Annotated in this window: 16 protein-coding genes and 1 pseudogene; 10 read left to right on the forward strand and 7 right to left on the reverse strand. The window is 63.7% G+C overall.

From position 1 onward, the window contains the following. Positions 1–15: 15 nt before the first annotated feature. From HU748_RS05230 to HU748_RS05240, 3 genes are all read left to right on the forward strand, one after another. The gene (locus HU748_RS05230) at positions 16–1,269 is read left to right on the forward strand and encodes an OprD family porin (protein WP_186719532.1); all 1,254 of its coding nucleotides are present in this window, start codon (positions 16–18) and stop codon (positions 1,267–1,269) included. A 451-nt stretch (positions 1,270–1,720) separates the two neighbouring features. Then, positions 1,721–3,094, forward strand: a complete 1,374-nt coding sequence (gene ppnN / locus HU748_RS05235) for a nucleotide 5'-monophosphate nucleosidase PpnN (protein ID WP_186664394.1) — start codon at positions 1,721–1,723, stop codon at positions 3,092–3,094. A 246-nt stretch (positions 3,095–3,340) separates the two neighbouring features. Then, a complete protein-coding gene (locus HU748_RS05240) occupies positions 3,341–3,967 on the forward strand; it encodes a TIGR04211 family SH3 domain-containing protein (RefSeq protein ID WP_186719533.1) in 627 nt (208 codons plus the stop codon). 5 nt (positions 3,968–3,972) lie between these two features. Here HU748_RS05240 and HU748_RS05245 read toward each other — a convergent pair whose 3' ends face one another. Next, positions 3,973–4,893 carry a LysR family transcriptional regulator gene (locus tag HU748_RS05245; RefSeq protein ID WP_186719534.1) on the reverse strand — a complete coding sequence of 307 codons (921 nt, stop codon included), beginning with the start codon at positions 4,891–4,893 and terminating at the stop codon, positions 3,973–3,975. 124 nt (positions 4,894–5,017) lie between these two features. Here HU748_RS05245 and HU748_RS05250 point away from each other — a divergent pair, with 124 nt between their 5' ends. Together HU748_RS05250 and HU748_RS05255 are read left to right on the forward strand one after the other, a co-directional pair. After that, positions 5,018–5,752, forward strand: coding sequence for an SDR family oxidoreductase (locus HU748_RS05250; protein ID WP_186719536.1), 735 nt, complete (start codon positions 5,018–5,020; stop codon positions 5,750–5,752). An 18-nt stretch (positions 5,753–5,770) separates the two neighbouring features. Next, positions 5,771–5,977, forward strand: coding sequence for a 4-oxalocrotonate tautomerase family protein (locus HU748_RS05255; protein WP_186664387.1), 207 nt, complete (start codon positions 5,771–5,773; stop codon positions 5,975–5,977). 87 nt (positions 5,978–6,064) lie between these two features. Here HU748_RS05255 and HU748_RS05260 read toward each other — a convergent pair whose 3' ends face one another. Next, on the reverse strand, positions 6,065–6,946 hold the full coding sequence (locus tag HU748_RS05260; protein ID WP_186719560.1) for a LysR family transcriptional regulator: 882 nt from the start codon (positions 6,944–6,946) through the stop codon (positions 6,065–6,067). A gap of 130 nt (positions 6,947–7,076) precedes the next feature. On the opposite strand from HU748_RS05260, the gene argC reads away from it, so the two are divergent. Both argC and HU748_RS05270 read left to right on the forward strand, forming a co-directional pair. Continuing rightward, positions 7,077–8,012, forward strand: a complete 936-nt coding sequence (argC, locus tag HU748_RS05265; RefSeq protein WP_186708346.1) for an N-acetyl-gamma-glutamyl-phosphate reductase — start codon at positions 7,077–7,079, stop codon at positions 8,010–8,012. 84 nt (positions 8,013–8,096) lie between these two features. After that, on the forward strand, positions 8,097–8,783 hold the full coding sequence (locus HU748_RS05270) for a GNAT family N-acetyltransferase (RefSeq protein ID WP_186664383.1): 687 nt from the start codon (positions 8,097–8,099) through the stop codon (positions 8,781–8,783). Positions 8,784–8,843: 60 nt separating this feature from the next. Here the strand turns inward: HU748_RS05270 and HU748_RS05275 are convergent, their stop codons facing one another. From HU748_RS05275 to HU748_RS05285, 3 genes and pseudogenes are all read right to left on the reverse strand, one after another. Next, complete coding sequence (locus tag HU748_RS05275) at positions 8,844–10,163, reverse strand: LLM class flavin-dependent oxidoreductase (RefSeq protein ID WP_186719538.1); 1,320 nt, start codon at positions 10,161–10,163, stop codon at positions 8,844–8,846. A 9-nt stretch (positions 10,164–10,172) separates the two neighbouring features. Beyond that, positions 10,173–11,126 carry an aliphatic sulfonate ABC transporter substrate-binding protein gene (locus tag HU748_RS05280; protein ID WP_186719539.1) on the reverse strand — a complete coding sequence of 318 codons (954 nt, stop codon included), beginning with the start codon at positions 11,124–11,126 and terminating at the stop codon, positions 10,173–10,175. 75 nt (positions 11,127–11,201) lie between these two features. Then, a pseudogene (locus HU748_RS05285) lies at positions 11,202–11,303 on the reverse strand (hypothetical protein); the annotation flags it as partial. A 308-nt stretch (positions 11,304–11,611) separates the two neighbouring features. Between HU748_RS05285 and HU748_RS05290 the strand changes: the two are divergent. Then, positions 11,612–12,220 carry a cysteine dioxygenase gene (locus tag HU748_RS05290; protein ID WP_186719540.1) on the forward strand — a complete coding sequence of 203 codons (609 nt, stop codon included), beginning with the start codon at positions 11,612–11,614 and terminating at the stop codon, positions 12,218–12,220. Continuing rightward, positions 12,217–13,800 carry a rhodanese-related sulfurtransferase gene (locus tag HU748_RS05295; protein WP_186719542.1) on the forward strand — a complete coding sequence of 528 codons (1,584 nt, stop codon included), beginning with the start codon at positions 12,217–12,219 and terminating at the stop codon, positions 13,798–13,800. Before HU748_RS05290 ends, HU748_RS05295 begins: the two co-directional genes overlap by 4 nt. Here HU748_RS05295 and HU748_RS05300 read toward each other — a convergent pair. Together HU748_RS05300 and HU748_RS05305 are read right to left on the reverse strand one after the other, a co-directional pair. Continuing rightward, positions 13,787–14,740: a LysR family transcriptional regulator gene (locus tag HU748_RS05300; RefSeq protein WP_186719544.1), complete on the reverse strand. Its 954-nt coding sequence runs from the start codon at positions 14,738–14,740 to the stop codon at positions 13,787–13,789. The genes HU748_RS05295 and HU748_RS05300 overlap by 14 nt on opposite strands. Beyond that, entirely contained in the window at positions 14,737–15,702 is a 966-nt protein-coding gene (locus tag HU748_RS05305; RefSeq protein WP_186719545.1) for a GlxA family transcriptional regulator, read from the reverse strand. The genes HU748_RS05300 and HU748_RS05305 overlap by 4 nt, the downstream gene beginning before the upstream one ends. Positions 15,703–15,804: 102 nt before the next feature. Between HU748_RS05305 and HU748_RS05310 the strand changes: the two genes are divergently transcribed. After that, positions 15,805–16,590 carry an SDR family oxidoreductase gene (locus tag HU748_RS05310; protein WP_186664376.1) on the forward strand — a complete coding sequence of 262 codons (786 nt, stop codon included), beginning with the start codon at positions 15,805–15,807 and terminating at the stop codon, positions 16,588–16,590. Positions 16,591–16,697 lie beyond the last annotated feature (107 nt).

Consider the following 16,697-nt stretch of genomic DNA (forward strand, 5'->3'; position numbering starts at 1 on the left):
AAATAAGGATCCATCATGCCAGCACATAATCGTAAACGCATAGTTCTAACGTTGCCACTCGCATTCAGCTTGACCGCTCACGCAAACGACCAAGCGAGTGCCAACGGCTTTGTTCAGGACGCCAAAGCCTCGATCCTTCTGCGCAACGCCTATTACAACCGAGACTACAAGGACAACATTCACGACAATAGAGTCTGGGGACAAGGCTTTATTGGTAAGTATGAATCAGGTTTTACCCAGGGCACCGTCGGCGTAGGTGTCGATGCATACGGCCTGTTCGGCGTACGTCTTGATGGCGGTAAAGGGTCGAACATGCCATCATTTTTCGTCACTGACAGTCAAGGTCACCCCGTTGATGAGCTGTCAGAGGCAGGGGGTGCGGTGAAGTTTCGCGTGTCGAACACCGTGCTGCGACACGGCACCCAGTTCCCACTGATACCGGTATTGTCCTACAGCGATAATCGACTGCTTCCACAAGCCTTCACCGGCACTCTCCTCACCAGCAAGGAAATCGATGGCCTTGAATTGAACGCGGGTCATTTTACCGCTGACAGTAGCCGGGGCTCCGCTGCTCAAGACTCGAACCGACTGAAGTCCACAGACTTTTTTGGCGGCAGCTACAAAGTTAACGAGTTACTGAGCGTGTCGCTGTACCACTCTGACGTCGAAGACCAGTACAAAAAATGGTATGCCAATACCAACCTGGTAATGCCCCTGGCTAAAGAGCAGTCGCTCGCATTTGACTTCAATATTTATCGGACCAAGTACGCGGATGGGGCGACCTCCGCCATTGCCATGGGCGGCGATGGCAACAATAACCGTAATACCCTTTGGAGCCTTGCTGCCACCTACAACATTGGTGCTCATGCATTCACCCTTTCTCACCAGCGCAACACGGGCGATACTGGCTACGCTTACGACTTCGGGGACGGCGGAGCGATCTGGGTAGCGAACTCACTTTACTCAGATTTCAACCTCAATGATGAACGCTCTTGGATGGCTTCGTACGATTACAACTTTGCAGCGGTCGGTTTGCCAGGCCTAAGCTATAAGTTCGCGTACGCCCGCGGTTCCAACATCGTTGCCGGGGACACTTCAGACGGTGTTGAACGAGAGATTTTCAACCAGCTCAAATATGTTGTGCAGAGTGGCTCTGCTAAAGACCTCGCGTTGCGTGTCCGCTCGTCTATCTATCGTGCAGACAACCAGGTCGGTCCCGACATGAACGAGGTTCGGGTATTTGTTGAGTACCCTATCAAGCTCTTCTAACCGATCGCGTTGCCTCTGGAGGAATGGAGCCCGTCGCGCTCCATTCCTCCATGAGATCGACTGCATCCACTGTCAACTTGGCGAGCACATTGCTGGCTTACCCTGAGCGCCTTCCTTTGCAGCTTCCAAAACGCCAAGCCTGATGCTCGGAGTGTGCTTGAAGGCTGCGCTGCTACGTTGGAAATTTCTGCGAGCATACGCGGCTCCACCATGACCGCTTGCACACAAGCGCGCCGGGGCTCGAGGTTAGTTGAGCTCACCATGTTTGAACGCCTGGAGTCACGCCAAGGACAGCACGATTTAGCCCGTGCGCACGCCCATTGCCGGGGGCCAGCGCGCTACCGCTGGTGGGGCGAGCATCGATTCTTTCCGTCACCCCCTCGTTGCCGCGTGCAATTGTCGGTATGGTGTTGTCAAAGAAGGATGTTTTACCCGCACAGGAAAGACTTAGATGCCCCAACGCAATGTCATCAACGCCTCCGTCAGCCCCAAAGGCAGCCTGGAGACGCTGTCGCAACGTGAAGTCCAGCAACTGAGCGAAGTCGGTACCGGCAGTCTCTACACCCTGTTCCGCCAGTGCGCCCTGGCTATCCTCAACACCGGCGCCCATGTCGACAATGCCAAGACCATCCTTGAGGCCTACAAGGACTTCGAGGTCCGTATCCACCAGCAAGATCGCGGCGTGCGCCTGGAACTGCTCAACGCCCCGGCCGACGCCTTCGTCGATGGCGAGATGATCGCCAGCACCCGCGAAATGCTGTTCAGCGCCCTGCGCGACATCGTCTACACCGAAAGCGAACTGGCCAGCCAGCGCATCGACCTGGAAAGCTCCCAGGGCATCACCGACTACGTATTCCACCTGCTGCGCAACGCCCGCACCCTGCGTCCGGGCGTGGAGCCGAAGATGGTGGTGTGCTGGGGCGGTCACTCGATCAGCAGCGAGGAATACCAGTACACCAAGAAAGTCGGCCATGAACTGGGCCTGCGCAAGCTGGACGTCTGCACCGGTTGCGGCCCGGGCGTCATGAAGGGCCCGATGAAAGGCGCGACCATCGCCCACGCCAAGCAGCGCATGCACGGCAGCCGCTACCTGGGCCTGACCGAGCCGGGCATCATCGCTGCCGAAGCGCCGAATCCCATCGTCAACGAGCTGGTGATCCTGCCGGATATCGAGAAACGTCTGGAGGCCTTTGTCCGCGTCGGCCACGGCATCATCATCTTCCCCGGAGGCGCTGGGACGGCCGAGGAATTCCTGTACCTGCTCGGCATCCTCATGCACCCGGACAACCAGGAACTGCCCTTCCCGGTCATTCTCACCGGCCCGCGCAGCGCCGAGCCGTTCCTGCAGCAACTGCATGCCTTCGTCGGCGCCACCCTCGGCGAAGCGGCGCAGCGCCATTACCAGATCATCATCGACAATCCGGCCGAAGTCGCCCGGCACATGGTCGAAGGGCTCAAGACGGTCAAGCAGTTCCGCCGCGAGCGCAACGACGCCTTCCACTTCAACTGGCTGCTGAAGATCGACGGTGGCTTCCAGCACCCGTTCGACCCGACCCACCAGAACATGGCCGATCTCGCCCTGCGCCGCGACCTGCCGCCCCATGAGCTGGCCGCCAATCTGCGTCGGGCGTTTTCCGGCATCGTCGCCGGCAACGTCAAGGACAAGGGCATTCGCCTGATCGAGGAACACGGCCCATACCAGATCCGCGGCGATCAGGCGATCCTCGACCCGTTGGGCAGATTGCTGCAGGCCTTCGTCGACCAGCACCGGATGAAACTGCCCGGCGGTGCGGCTTATGTGCCGTGCTACCAGGTCGTGACCTGAGCCGGGCAGCAGCTCCAGTGCCAACCTGTTGGTGGATCGATCGCAGCGGTAAACCGCCGCTGCGATTGATCCACCCACGCGCCATTCGCTGATCAAGCCCCTTACCCGCAACATCTTGCAGACGATTCCCACCTAAAGCAGTGAACCTGCCTACAAAAAAACGGTCTTTCGCTGACGGTCAATCCACCGACCGCTTCACGGCCCAGTCACCGGGCCTCCAACCGTACTGTTTCAGCGAAGACCACCATGCCCGAATTCCGCCACGCCACCCTCGCCCTCGCCGCCCTGCTCGCCACTGCCCCGTCCGTCTACGCCGAAGAGCCCTCCAGCGACGCACGCTGGGTCAGCGACAGCCTGAGCACCTACGTGCGCAGCGGCCCGACCGATGGTCACCGGATCGTCGGCACGCTCAAGTCCGGACAGAAAGTGTCGCTGATCGGCACCCAGGGCAACTACAGCCAGGTTCGCGGCCAGAGCGGCGATCTGGTGTGGATCCTCACCAGCGACCTGCAGACTGTGCCCGGCCAGAGCGAACGCCTGCCGCAACTCGATGCTCAGGTCGCGGAACTGTCCGGCCAGCTCAAGACCATCGACGACAGCTGGAAGACTCGCGTCCAGGGCATGCAGGAAACCCTGGACTCGCGCAAAGCACTGATCGATGAACTGGAATCGCGCACCAAGGCCCTCAACGAACAGCTCGAGCAGTCGCAATCGAGCCTGCGCGACACCCAGGCGCGCCTGGGCGACGAAAACAAGCAGGTGATGATGCGTTACATGGTCTACGGCGGCAGCATCGCCGGTGCTGGCTTGCTGGCCGGCCTGATCCTGCCGGCGCTGACCCGCGGGCGTAAACGCAACGACCGCTGGTTCTGACGCAATCAGGTGGCGGGTAATTGCCCACCCGCCACCAGGAAGTCGATGAACAGCCGCACCCGCAGCGGCATGTGCCGCGCCTGCGGGTAGATCAACGTGAATGGCCGCGCCGTACCACCGAAGGCCGGTAGCACTTCGACCAGCTCACCGCTGTCCAGGGCCTCCTGCACGGTGAAGCGGTACGCCTGCATCAGGCCGGCACCATGTCGCGCGAGGGTGGCGGTGGCGAGAAAGTCGCCCAGGCAGGTGATCGAGCCGCCGACCTCGATCTCCACCAGGCCACCGTCACGGCGAAAGGTCCAGGGCGCACTGCGTCCGCTGCTGGGTATCTCGAACAGGATGCACTCATGCCGCGCCAGGTCTTCCGGCACCTGCGGATGACCTGCTCGCGCCAGGTAGCCCGGGGTCCCCACCACCACCAGCTCGGCGTTTTCCAGGCGCCGTGCCACCAGCCGCGAATCGGCAGGCTCACGTCCGCGGATGGCCAGGTCGAACTGCTCCTCGGCGAAATCGACATTGCGATTGCTGACATGCACGTCCACCTGCACTTGCGGATAGCGCTCGCGAAAACGCGGCAGCCATGGCAACAGACGGTGATGGGCGTAAGGCGTCGGCGCACTGACCCGCAGGCGCCCACGCGGCTCGATCTGGCCACCCGAAACTTCGCGCTCGGCCTCCACCAGTTGCCCCAGTGCCAGACGGCACTGTTGGTAGTACGCCTGGCCGGCATCGGACAGGCGCATCTGCCGCGTAGTACGCACGAATAACCGTACACCCAGGCGTTCTTCCAGGCGTGCCACCGAGCGACTGACCGCTGCCGGCGTGACCCCGGCCTCGGTGGCAGCGGCAGTGAAGCTGCCGGTATCGGCAGCCAGGCAGAACAGCTCGAGGCTGCCCAGTTGAAGATCATCGAAATGGCGGGTCATGACAGCTCGATTAATTACATGAAGTATCGATTGAAATGCCATCCGCCTTATTTTTCAACTCCAGATGAGGTCTTAGAGTGGCTCCACCAACGAGCCAACCGGCTCGCTTAACTGGAGCCCCACCATGAGCACTGCAAGAACCATCGTTATCACCGGCGCATCCAGCGGCTTGGGCTTCGCCCTCGCCAAGGCCTTTATCGAACGTGGCGACAATGTGGTCGGCAACGCCCGCACCCAGGCCCGCCTCGATCAGGCCGCCACCGAGCTGGGCGACCCGGCCGCCTTCGTCGGCGTGGCTGGCGACATCGCTGACGCCAGCACCGCACAGCGGCTGTTCGATACAGCGCTGGAAGTGTTCGGCCGCGTCGATATCCTGGTCAACAATGCCGGGATCTTCATTCCCAAACCGTTCACCGACTACACCGAGCAGGACATCGACGCGCTGTTTTCCACCAACCTAAAGGGCTTCGTCTACCCCTCCCAGGCCGCGGCAAAGATCATGAGCGCCCAAGGCCATGGCCATATCGTCGCGATCACCGCCTCGGTCGCCATGCAGCCTAACGTGCGAGTGCCCGCAGCACTGCCGATCCTCGTCAAGGGTGGCTTGAACCAGGCGGTCAAGGGCCTGGCGCTGGAACTGGCCGGTAGCGGCGTGCAGGTCAATGCCGTGGCTCCGGGGATCATCGAGACACCCCTGCACAACAACGACGTCGCAGGCCTGGGTGTCTTGTCGCCGAGTGGGCGCACCGGCAAGCCGCAGGACATCGTCGATGCCGTGCTATACCTGACCGACGCACGCTTCGTCAGCGGCGTCGTACTTCCGGTAGACGGCGGTGGCACCGCCGGTACCTGGCACTGAAAACCCGAGGAGCCTGCCATGCCATACGTTCATATCCGTGTGACCGACGAAGGGGTCACTGCCGAGCACAAACGCCTGTTGATCGAAGGCACCACCGAACTGCTGGAACGGGTGCTGAACAAGCCACCGGCCAGTACCTTCGTGGTGATCGAGGAAGTGCCCACCGACAACTGGGGAGTGGGTGGCGAGACAGTGACGGTGGTGCGCAAGCGCGAGCGGGGCTAACCCGCATCACCGCAGTGTTCTTTTGGCGGGCAAGCCCGCCCAAAGATCACTGTGGTACATGCCTGTGACCACACCCGACACAGACCGTCATTGCCGCAAGCGCTCCAGCGCCTCCAGCACATGCCCCGTGGCCCGCTCCACTTGCCCTTGGCGGCAGGCGATCCCCAGCGCCCGCCATAACCCCGGTCGCAACGGGCGTCGAGCGATGCGCCGGTCCAGTTCAGGCGCCTCCCCCTCATGCGGCAGCAATGTCGCGCCATAACCCGCAGCCACCAGGCTCTTGATTGCATCGTTGTAGTTCAACTCGATGCGCGCCTCAGGGTACAGCCCGGCTGCCGCGAACCAATCGCTGGTCACCCGCGAAAGCTGCGTGGTGCTGTCGTTGAGAATCAGTGCACGCTGCCCGAGCCAGGCGGGTGTCACCCGCGCCGGCGGCTGCCAGTCGGCAGGCAGGTAGGCCATGATCGGGTCGCGTCGCCACGGGGTAAGCTTGACCCCCTTCACTGCCACCTGCGGCAGCGCCACCAGGCCGATATCCAGGCTACCGTCACGCACGCGCGCCAGTGATGCCTGCGACGTGAGCACCTGAACCTGCACATCGATACCCGGATGCTCACTGCGAAGGGCCGCCAACGCACTGGGCAATAGGTGGGCAATGGCGCCAGTGGAGGCGCCCAGGCGCACCCGCCCGGTCAATCCGGCCACCTGACGCTGCACTTCATCCAGCGCCTGGTCGGCATCGGCCAGCAGCCGACGGGCACGCGTCAGCAGGGTTTCGCCGACCACCGTGGGCCGTACCTGCCCGCGGGTTCGGGTAAGCAGCGCTGCTCCCACCCTCGTTTCAAGCTCGGCGACGTGCAGGCTAATGGTCGGTGGTGCCAGGTTCAACTGGCGAGCGGCCTCGGCGAAGGAGCCAAGGTCGGCGATCACCACCAGTGTGCGCAGGCGATCGAGGCTGATTTCTCGCAGGATGCTGCTCCTTGTACGGTTGAATGTCCTGATTCAGTTAAACTGAACATCGTCATCATGATATTCAAATTTTCTTTAGATCAAACAACCGCGAGGATACACCTACTTCCTTCCTGAGCGGATCTCCACCATGCACCAGCCCCTGATATTCATCGACGGCGACCAAGGCACCACCGGCCTGCAGATCCATGCCCGCCTGCACGGTCGCGGCGACCTTCGCCTGCTGACCCTGCCTGAGGCCGAGCGCAAGGACCCGCAGCGCCGCCGCGAGGCCATCAACAGCGCCGATATTGCCCTGCTCTGCCTGCCCGACGCCGCCGCACGCGAGGCCGTGGCGACAATTCACAATCCGGCGGTGCGAGTGATCGACGCCAGCTCTGCGCACCGTACCAGCCCTGGATGGGTCTATGGCTTGCCGGAGCTGGACGAGCAGCAGGCCGAGCGCATCGCCCAGGCCACACGGGTCAGCAACCCCGGTTGCTACCCGACCGGTGCCATCGCCCTGCTGCGGCCGCTGGTGCGCGCCGGCCTGCTGCCTGCGGACTATCCGTTGAGCGTACATGCCATTTCCGGCTACTCCGGTGGCGGTCGCGCTGCGGTCGAGCGCCATGAGCAGTCAGGCGGCGATCCTGCTCCGGCCCTCCAGCTCTATGGTCTGGAGTTGGCGCACAAGCATGTCCCGGAGATCCAGGCCCACGCTGGCCTGAGCGCACGCCCAATGTTTCTGCCAGGCTACGGCGACTATCGCCAGGGGATCGTGTTGAGCATCCCGCTGCAGCTGCGTTTGTTGTCGCCAGGCGTCACCGCCGAGCACTTGCAGGCCTGTCTCGAACAGCACTATCAGGGCGCACGCCATGTCCAGGTAATGCCCCTGCACCAGCAAGGGCCTGCGACCCCCTTGGACCCGCAGGCCCTGAACGACAGCAACGACCTGCGCCTGGCACTGTATGCCAATCCCGAGCACGGGCAGGTCCTGCTGACGGCCGTGTTCGACAACCTGGGCAAGGGCGCTTCGGGCGCTGCAGTGCAGAACCTCGACTTGATGCTGGCCGCGTTGCGCCAGTGAGGCCAAGCCGGTAAAAGCGGTTAGACTGTGCACCCCGCGTCATTCAGGCGCGGGGTCAGTTCAACCGCCGGAGCCTGTCCCCCGATGTTCATCCTGAGCCGCCTCGACGGCGTGCCGCCCGAATCCTTCCAGAACCAGATCCGCCAGCTGGTGATCGAACATGTCGGCGCGCTGAGCAGCGTCGCCATCACCGCGGACAACCCGCTGTATCCGCTGTACCAGTACGGTGTCGGCCTCGAAGTCCACCAATACCTGCAGGCCCTGGACGGCACCCGTGGCCTGGCCGTGGAGCTGGTCCTGGCGCTGGACGCCGAGGCCCCGGACCAACTGCTGGGCTTCGCCCTCGCCCTGCCGGCCCAGGATGATCAGCACGCGTGTGTTCTGGCGTTTCTCGCCGTATCCCCTGACCACCGTCGTGAAGGCATCGCCCGTGGGTTGCTGACAGACCTGCGGGCGCGCTACAGCTGCGTGGAGATGAGCGCTTTTGCTCATGCCGTACCCTGGTTCGAGGCCATGGGCCTGCAGGTCGTGAGCGCCACCGGGCCACAAGTGCTGATGAGCAGCACCGGCAAGGCCAGCGGCGCGCTGGTCGGACGCCTGGACATTGCGCCCATCTACCAGACCCTGGAAGTGCGTCAGATACACGCCTATCTGCTCAAGCAGCATGGCGAAGCGGCAATGATCGACGCCGAGCGCCAGCGCGATGAGCACCTTGACGAACTGACGCTGCAGGCCCAGGCCTGCGTGGCGACGCGCAAGCGCGTGCATTGAGCCGAAACGGGTTGCCGCTTCCGGAAATGGCCAGTGAGGCCATCGCCGAAGCGGCCAGGTTCAACCAGCGAAGCGCGGTATGGCTAGCCCCAGGCTCTCCCTCAGGGTCGTCCCTTCGTATGCCGTTCGGTAGACACCTCGCTCCTGCAGTAACGGCACCACCTCCTGGGTAAAGCGTCGGAACTGCCCCGGATGCCCGATGTAGATATTGAACCCGTCCAGCGCCCGGGCTTCGAACCAGTCGGCCATCTTCGCCGCCACCGTCTGCGCCGACCCCACGAAGGCGCCTGGGCGTAGCTGGCGGCCGAACTCCACTGCCTGGCGCAGGCTGAAACCCTTGTCCCGCGCCTGGTTGGCGATGCGCTTGGCATTGGTGAAGAAACTGCTGCGGGCAAACTCGAGGCTCTGCTGCGGAAACGGCGCATCGAGGTCGTACTGGCTGAAATCGTGCCAACCGAAGTTACGCCCGAACTCCTTCAGCGCCAGCTCGAAGCTGTGATCGGCCTGATGATAGTGACGCTCGATCTCGCGGGCATGCTCGTCGGTATCACCTACATAGATTTCGGCCCCCGGCAGCACCAGCACCTGCTCAGGATCACGCCCCAGGCGTGCGGCGCGATCCTTCACGTCCCGGTAGAACGCCTGGCCCTGCTCGACGCTTGCAGCGTGGGTGAAGATCACGTCCGCCGTCGCCGCCCCCAGGTCACGCCCCTGCTCGGAATCCCCGGCCTGGAAGATCACCGGCTGGCCCTGGGGCGAGCGCTGGATATTCAGCGGGCCAACCACCGAGAAATGCTCACCCTTGTGATTGAGGCTGTGCAGCTTGGCGGGGTCGAGGAAGCGCCCGCTCTGGCGATCCCGTGGGAAGGCATCGTCTTCATAGGAATGCCAGAGCTTCTGCACCACCTCGACATGCTCGTGGGCACGACTGTAGCGGGTGTCGTAGTCGTAATGCTCATCCAGCCCATAGTTGCCGGCGGTGCCGGCATCGCCACTGGTGACCACGTTCCAACCGGCACGCCCCTTGCTGATCAGGTCCAGCGAGGCCAGGCGCCGAGCGACGTTGAACGGCGCGTTGTAGGAGGTGGTCAGTGTGCCGACCAGGCCGATATGACGGGTGCTGACAGCCACAGCCGAGAGCAGGGTCAGAGGTTCGAGGCGATTGAGGTAATGGGACGGCGAACCTGGCGTGATGAACTGACTGTCGACGATGAAGATCAGGTCGAACAGCGCAGCTTCTGCCTGGCGGGCAATATCGATGTACCAGTCGATATTGACGCTGGCGTCGGCAGGCAGCGCCGGGTCCAGCCACAGGTTGTGTCGGCCAGGGCCACCACAGCCCATGGTCAGGGCACCCAGTTTGATCTGTCGCTTGCTCATGCCGGGGCCTCAGTGCTGGGTGACGGTGCTGTCCTGCAGCGCCGCCGAGAACGAAGTGTCGAACAGACTCGCGGCCGGATAGCCCTTGATCAGGCCAATGCCGGCAAAGAAGTCCACGGTCTTCTGCGCATCGGTGATCACCTGCGCGTTGAGCGGTGCCAGGTCGGTGCGCGCGCGGGCGAACCAGGCGCGGGCGATGTCGCCGTCGGCACGGGTACGCTTGGCCCAGGCGTCGGCGTACGCTTCGGTGTGCGCCGGGTCGCTCAGGGTCCATTGACGCGCCTTCTTCAGGCGCTGGAGGAAGTCGGCGATCTGCGCCCGCTTGTCCTGCACCGCCTTGGCATTGGCGACCACGAAACTCTGCGCCGGGATGATCCCTTCGGCCGTGGCCAGCACCCGTGCGCCCTGGCGCTCCTGCTGGGTGACATAAGGCTCCCAGGTCGCGATCACATCGACTGAGCCGCCATCCAGCGCATGGGAGGCGTCCAGGGCGCTGAGGTAGCGCAGCTCCAATGCGTCGCGGGGTACGCCAGCCTTGTCGAGGGCGCTGAACAGCAGTTGCTGGCTCCAGGAACCTTTCCAGATCGCTGCGCGCTTGCCCTTGAGGTCGGCCAGGCTATGAATGTCAGAATCCTTGCGCGCGAGGATCGCCACGCCTTCGAGGTTCTGCCGCGACACCGCCACCACCTTGATCGGCGCCCCGAGTGCACCAAGAAACAACGGCGGTGCATCCCCCAACAGGCCGAGGTCGAGGCTGCCGACATTGAGCGCCTCGGCCACAGGGGAGCCGGCGGTGAACTGCTTCCACTCCAGGGTATAGGGCAAATCGTCAAGCACGCCGGCCGCTTCCATCACGGCACGGGCGTTGTAGCTCTGGTCGCCGACCACCAGGGTCTGCGCGACAGCCGCAAGGCTGATCGAGGTGGCCAGCACACCGGCGGCCAGTTGTTTGAGATAACGCACGTTCGTCTCCAGATGCCGCATCGGGCAAGTCAGGGCGATCCGCGCGTGCGGTCTCGTCGCGTGTAACAGTGAATGTCAGGCGTTGCGCGCTGCCACCTTGGCGCGGGTCAACGGAATCAGTTCGCGGCCATAGTCCTCGGCGTCGGCCAGCGGGTCGAAGCCGCGAATGAGAAAGCTGGTCTCCGATGACAGGCGATGGCCGATCATGCCGATGAATTGAACGCTCATTGCAGGTGTCCCATGGTCAGTTAGGTTTTTATAGCGTTTGAATCTAAGTGCCGACTGATTTATACGCTAACCACTTGATCACACCCTGTGAAATTCGTTTTAGGCATAACCTAATGCATTAAAATGCAGATTTCGCAGATCATGCCACGCCACTTTTAAATACTGGTTTTGCATATTAGCTTATGAGTAATTTGAATTTTGAGAATATTCATGCAGTTGCTAGGGTTTACCCATGATCGTCAGCCCGAGCCTGAACCATGAGCCAGACACCGCGCCTGGAGCGCCTGCGCCACTTCATTGGCGAACTCTCCGACCTGTTGGACCGCCACCCCGACGAAGCCACTCTGCTCGACCAGGGCCACACCCTGCTGCACAGCCTGGTCGCCCATGACGACTGGTTGCCCGAAGCCCTTGCCCAGCCGGACCCGACCCGCTACCAGCAATACCTGCTGCATTGCGATTCGCGCCAGCGCTTCTCGGTGGTCAGCTTCGTCTGGGGCCCAGGCCAGAGCACGCCGATCCATGACCACCGTGTCTGGGGTTTGATCGGTATGTTGCGCGGTGCCGAATACGCCCAAGGCTTCACCCGCGACGCCCATGGCGCCCTGGTGGCGCAGGGCGAGCGGCTGCGGATCGACCCTGGCCACGTGGAAGCGGTGTCACCGCGCATCGGCGATATCCATCAGGTCAGCAACGCCTTCGACGACCGGGTCTCGATCAGCATCCATGTCTACGGCGCCAACATCGGTGCGGTCAGCCGCGCCGTATACCTGCCCGACGGTAGCGAGAAGCCGTTCATCTCCGGTTATTCCAACACCAGCCTGCCCAACATCTGGGACCTGTCCAAAGAGAACCCTGCCCCATGACCCGCCTCAGCACTCGCAGTTTCCATGACCTTCGCACCGCCCTGCTGGCCCAGGAAGAAGTCGCCCTGATCGACCTGCGCGAGGAAGACCCCTTCGCCCAGGCGCATCCGCTGTTCGCGGCCAACATCCCGCTTTCGAAGCTGGAACTGGAAATCTTCGCCCGCGTGCCACGCCGAGACACCGCCATCACCGTCTATGACGATGGCGAGGGACTGTCGGCCATCGCTGTCGAGCGTCTGCAGGCACTGGGCTATAGCGATGTGGCAGTGCTCGAAGGTGGGCTTGGCGGCTGGCGCGATGCCGGTGGCGAGCTGTTTCGCGACGTCAACGTACCCAGCAAAGCGTTCGGCGAGCTGGTGGAGAGTGTGCGCCACACCCCCTCGCTGGCCGCCGAAGAGGTCCAGGCCCTGCTCGACAGCCAGGCCGACGTGGTGGTGCTCGACGCCCGGCGCTTCGATGAATACCAGACCATGAGCATTCCCGGAGGCATCAGCGTGCCTGGCGCCGAACTGGTGCTGCGCGTCGCCGAACTGGCACCCGATCCAGCGACGCGGGTGATCGTCAACTGCGCAGGGCGCACCCGCAGCATCATCGGCACACAGTCGCTGGTCAACGCCGGCATCCCCAACCCGGTGGCGGCGCTGCGCAACGGCACTATCGGCTGGACACTGGCCGGTCAACAACTGGCCCACGGCCAGGCGCAGCGCTTCGCCGAGGTCGGCGACAGCACCCGCAGCAGCGCTGCCGAGCGCGCCCGCGCCGTCGCCGACCGGGCCGGAGTGCGACGCCTGGACCGCCAGGGCCTGGCCACCTGGCAGGCAGAGACTGCGCGCACCACCTATCTGTTCGACGTGCGCACACCCCAGGAATACGCTGCCGGTCACCTGCCCGACAGCCGCTCAACGCCCGGTGGCCAGTTGGTGCAGGAAACCGATCATAACGCCAGCGTACGCGGCGCCCGCATCGTGCTGGTCGATGACGACGGCGTGCGTGCCAACATGAGCGCTTCGTGGCTCGCGCAGATGGGCTGGGAAGTGGCGGTGCTCGACGGCTTGAGCCAGGCCGACTTCAGCGAAACCGGCGAATGGCAGGCACCCCGCCCGGCACTTGCGCGTAATACCGAGATCGACGTCGAGCAATTGCAGGCCTGGCTGGCCGAGGAAGGCACCGTCTTGCTGGACTTCACCGCCAGCGCCAACTACGTCAAGCGCCACATCCCAGGTGCTTATTGGGCGATCCGCGCGCAGTTGCCCGAGGCCCTGGAGCGCCTGCCCAAGGCCGAGCGCTACGTGCTGACCTGCGGCAGCAGCCTGCTGGCAAGCTTTGCCGCCACCGACCTGCAAGCCCTGACGCGCACACCTGTCTACCTGCTGACAGGCGGCACGGCGAGCTGGATCGCCGCCGGCAAGCCACTGGAAACAGGTGAGACGCGCCTGGCGGTGGAGCGTACCGACCGCTACCGCCGACCATACGAAGGGACCGACAACCCGCGTGAAGCCATGCAAGGCTACCTCGACTGGGAGTTCGGCCTGATCGCGCAACTGGAGCGTGATGGCACCCACGGCTTCAAGGTGCTGTGACCCGAAGCGCTGTGGCTGCAGGCCTATCCGCTCCTGCGAGGTACGCCTGCAGCTTCAGCGTCAGAAACCCATGCAGCCGCCGCACCGCCGGGCTCAGCGACTGCCGGTGCGCGCACACCAGTTGCAGCGGCGCCGCCTGCCCTGCATGGTCCGTCAGCAACTCCACCAGCCTTCCGGCGCGAATGTCCTCGATCACATCCAGGCGCGACTTGTAAACCACACCGAGCCCTGCCACCGCCCAGCGTCGCACGATATCGGCATCGTCGCTGCAGCGGTCGCCACTGACCAGTACCGTGGTCATTGCGCCTGCATTCTCGAAACTCCAGCGTTCGTGGATCTGCTCACCCATTACATAACGCAGGCAGTTGTGCCCGGCCAGCGCCTGCGGAGTCTGCGGCGCGCCATGGCGGGCGATATAGGACGGTGCTGCACAGAGCGTACGCCGGTTATCGGCGGCCAGCGGCAAGGCCACCAGGCTGGAGTCCCCCAGCAGCCCGTAGCGGATGCTGGCATCCAGTTGCTCGCCAAATAGATCGGCCACCTGGTCGCTGACCCGCAGGCGCATGTCGAGTCGTGGATATTCGGCCTGAAACTCCGTCAGCCAGGGCAACAGCAGGTTGCGCCCCAGGTCCGACGGCATCGACAACCGCAGTGGCCCCGCCAGTTCGGCGCGTGCTTGCTCCAGCGCCATCTCGCCGTCGACCAGCGCGTCCAGGGCCTGACGCGCGTGAGGCAGATAACGCTCGCCATCGTCCGACAGGCGCAGACGGCGTGTCGAGCGCACCAACAGGCGAATCCCCAGGCTGTGCTCCAGACGCTGCAGCGCGGCGCTGGCCAGAGCCGGCGAGATGTCCAACTGCCGCGCTGCCGCCGAAAGCCCACCGGCCTCGACAGTGGTGACGAACACCTGAAGGTCGTCCATGCGCACCCGCTTCTTCATGCGACGACTCCGTCACGTTCCACGCGCCGCGCATCACGACGTATCGCCTGGGGCGGAATACCGAACCCGCGTACAAAAGCCTCGCGCAAATGCCGACGGTCGCGAAATCCTGTCTCGCGCGCCACCACATCCAGGCTGTGGCGACTCTGCTCAATCATCAGCCGCGCCGCCTCCAGGCGCAGGCCCTCGATGGCTCGCGCCGGCGATTGCCCGGTTTCGGCAGTGAACACCCGGCTGAACTGGCGCGGGCTCAGGTGCGCAACCTCGGCCAGTTCCTCGACGCTCAGCGGCCGCCGCAGGTGCTGGCGAGCGTACTCGAGCACGCTCTGCATGCGGTCGGTGCGCGGTGCCAGGTCGAGCAGCTGCGAATGTTGCGACTGGCCTCCCGAGCGACGCTGGTGCATCACCAGCCGATGCGCAACGGCTCGTGCGAGCTCATGGCCGTGATCCTGCTCGAGCATGCCCAGGGCCATGTCGATACAGGCGGTCATGCCGGCGGACGTCCAGATGTTGCCATCGGCAATGAAGATGCGGTCGTCCTCTACCTGGATCGCCGGGTGCATCTGCCGCAGCTCCCGGGCGTAGACCCAATGCGTGGTCGCCCGACGCCCGTCGAGCAGGCCGGCTGCCGCCAAGGTGAAGGCCCCCGTACAGATCCCGGCGGTACGCCGCGCCTGCTCGCCCAGCCGACGCACCAGGTCCACGCTGGCCGCATCGGCAGGTGAGGCGATCGGCGACAATGTGCCCGCCACCAGCCAGGTGTCGGCATGCCCCGGGGTATCGACCGCCTGGGTCTGCAACTGCATACCCAGCGACGACACCAGCACACCGCCGGCCACGCTGTAGTTGCCCAAGGCGTAGAGGCGCTTGCCCGTCAGCACATTGGCGAACTCGAACACCGACTGCGACGCCAGCGCCATGACTTGGAACCTTTCACACAACAGATAGCCGACCCGATGCATGACGCACCTCGCTTGATGTCCTGAAACCGTACTATATGCGTCATTTGCGCCACAAGCAAAACCGCGCATCATCGCTGCAACCCCACCCACGGAGCAGCAACCATGACTCGTACAGCCCTCATCACTGGCGCCTCTACCGGCATTGGCGCACTCTACGCCGAACACCTGGCCCGCCGTGGCCACGACCTGATCCTGGTCGCCCGCAACCGCGAACGCCTCAATCAACTGGCCTCGCGCCTGAGCAGCCAGACCGGACGCAGCGTCGAAGTGCTGCCGGCAGACCTGGCCGACAGCCAGGATCTGGCGCGCATCGAAACCCGCCTGCGCGAAGATGCCAGCATCGGCCTGCTGGTCAACAACGCGGGTATCGGCACCCACACCGCGCTGCTGGAAAGCGACGTCGAGCAGATGACCCGCATGATCACCCTGAACATCACCGCCCTAACCCGCCTGACCTATGCTGCGGTGCCTGGCTTCGTCGAGCGCGGCGAGGGTGCGCTGATCAACATCTCCTCAGTGGTCAGCCTGCTGCCGGAACTGCTCAATGGCGTGTATGGCGGCAGCAAGGCCTACGTCACCGCCTTCACCCAGAGCCTGCACAAGGAGCTGGCCGACAAAGGCGTGCAGGTCCAGGCCGTGCTGCCCGGCGCCACCGCCACCGATTTCTGGAGCATCGGCGGCCTGCCGGTGGAGCACCTGGATCCGGCGATCGTCATGACTGCGCAGGACCTAGTGGAAGCGGCACTGGCCGACTTCGACGCCAAGCGCCTGATCTCGATTCCGTCGCTGCACGAGTTCGAACGCTTTGAGGCGTTCGAGGCCAGCCGTCAGGCGTTGAACGGGCACCTGTCGAATCAACAACTGGCGCCGCGTTATCGTCAGGGTTGATCGGGCTGTGCGATTGCGTGAGGGCTGACAGGTGTTCGCCGAAAGCTTTTTAGCGCCTGTAAGATCGAGCGCCGCCCGCGCGGCGCTTCGCGGGCAAGTCGGAGCGC

The organism is Pseudomonas sp. RW3S2 (genome assembly GCF_014268955.1).
GTDB classification, from domain to species: Bacteria; Pseudomonadota; Gammaproteobacteria; order Pseudomonadales; family Pseudomonadaceae; genus Aquipseudomonas; species Aquipseudomonas wayambapalatensis.

What these genes read in the sequence shown, in the direction of transcription:
- HU748_RS05295 (WP_186719542.1), top strand. Translation starts at nt 12,217, where the DNA reads ATGACCCGCCTCAGCACTCGCAGTTTCCATGACCTTCGCACCGCCCTG.
- HU748_RS05230 (WP_186719532.1), top strand. Translation starts at nt 16, where the DNA reads ATGCCAGCACATAATCGTAAACGCATAGTTCTAACGTTGCCACTCGCA.
- HU748_RS05275 (WP_186719538.1), bottom strand. Translation starts at nt 10,163, where the DNA reads ATGAGCAAGCGACAGATCAAACTGGGTGCCCTGACCATGGGCTGTGGT.
- HU748_RS05250 (WP_186719536.1), top strand. Translation starts at nt 5,018, where the DNA reads ATGAGCACTGCAAGAACCATCGTTATCACCGGCGCATCCAGCGGCTTG.
- HU748_RS05305 (WP_186719545.1), bottom strand. Translation starts at nt 15,702, where the DNA reads ATGCATCGGGTCGGCTATCTGTTGTGTGAAAGGTTCCAAGTCATGGCG.
- ppnN (WP_186664394.1), top strand. Translation starts at nt 1,721, where the DNA reads ATGCCCCAACGCAATGTCATCAACGCCTCCGTCAGCCCCAAAGGCAGC.
- argC (WP_186708346.1), top strand. Translation starts at nt 7,077, where the DNA reads ATGCACCAGCCCCTGATATTCATCGACGGCGACCAAGGCACCACCGGC.
- HU748_RS05255 (WP_186664387.1), top strand. Translation starts at nt 5,771, where the DNA reads ATGCCATACGTTCATATCCGTGTGACCGACGAAGGGGTCACTGCCGAG.
- HU748_RS05310 (WP_186664376.1), top strand. Translation starts at nt 15,805, where the DNA reads ATGACTCGTACAGCCCTCATCACTGGCGCCTCTACCGGCATTGGCGCA.
- HU748_RS05290 (WP_186719540.1), top strand. Translation starts at nt 11,612, where the DNA reads ATGAGCCAGACACCGCGCCTGGAGCGCCTGCGCCACTTCATTGGCGAA.
- HU748_RS05245 (WP_186719534.1), bottom strand. Translation starts at nt 4,893, where the DNA reads ATGACCCGCCATTTCGATGATCTTCAACTGGGCAGCCTCGAGCTGTTC.
- HU748_RS05240 (WP_186719533.1), top strand. Translation starts at nt 3,341, where the DNA reads ATGCCCGAATTCCGCCACGCCACCCTCGCCCTCGCCGCCCTGCTCGCC.
- HU748_RS05270 (WP_186664383.1), top strand. Translation starts at nt 8,097, where the DNA reads ATGTTCATCCTGAGCCGCCTCGACGGCGTGCCGCCCGAATCCTTCCAG.
- HU748_RS05300 (WP_186719544.1), bottom strand. Translation starts at nt 14,740, where the DNA reads ATGAAGAAGCGGGTGCGCATGGACGACCTTCAGGTGTTCGTCACCACT.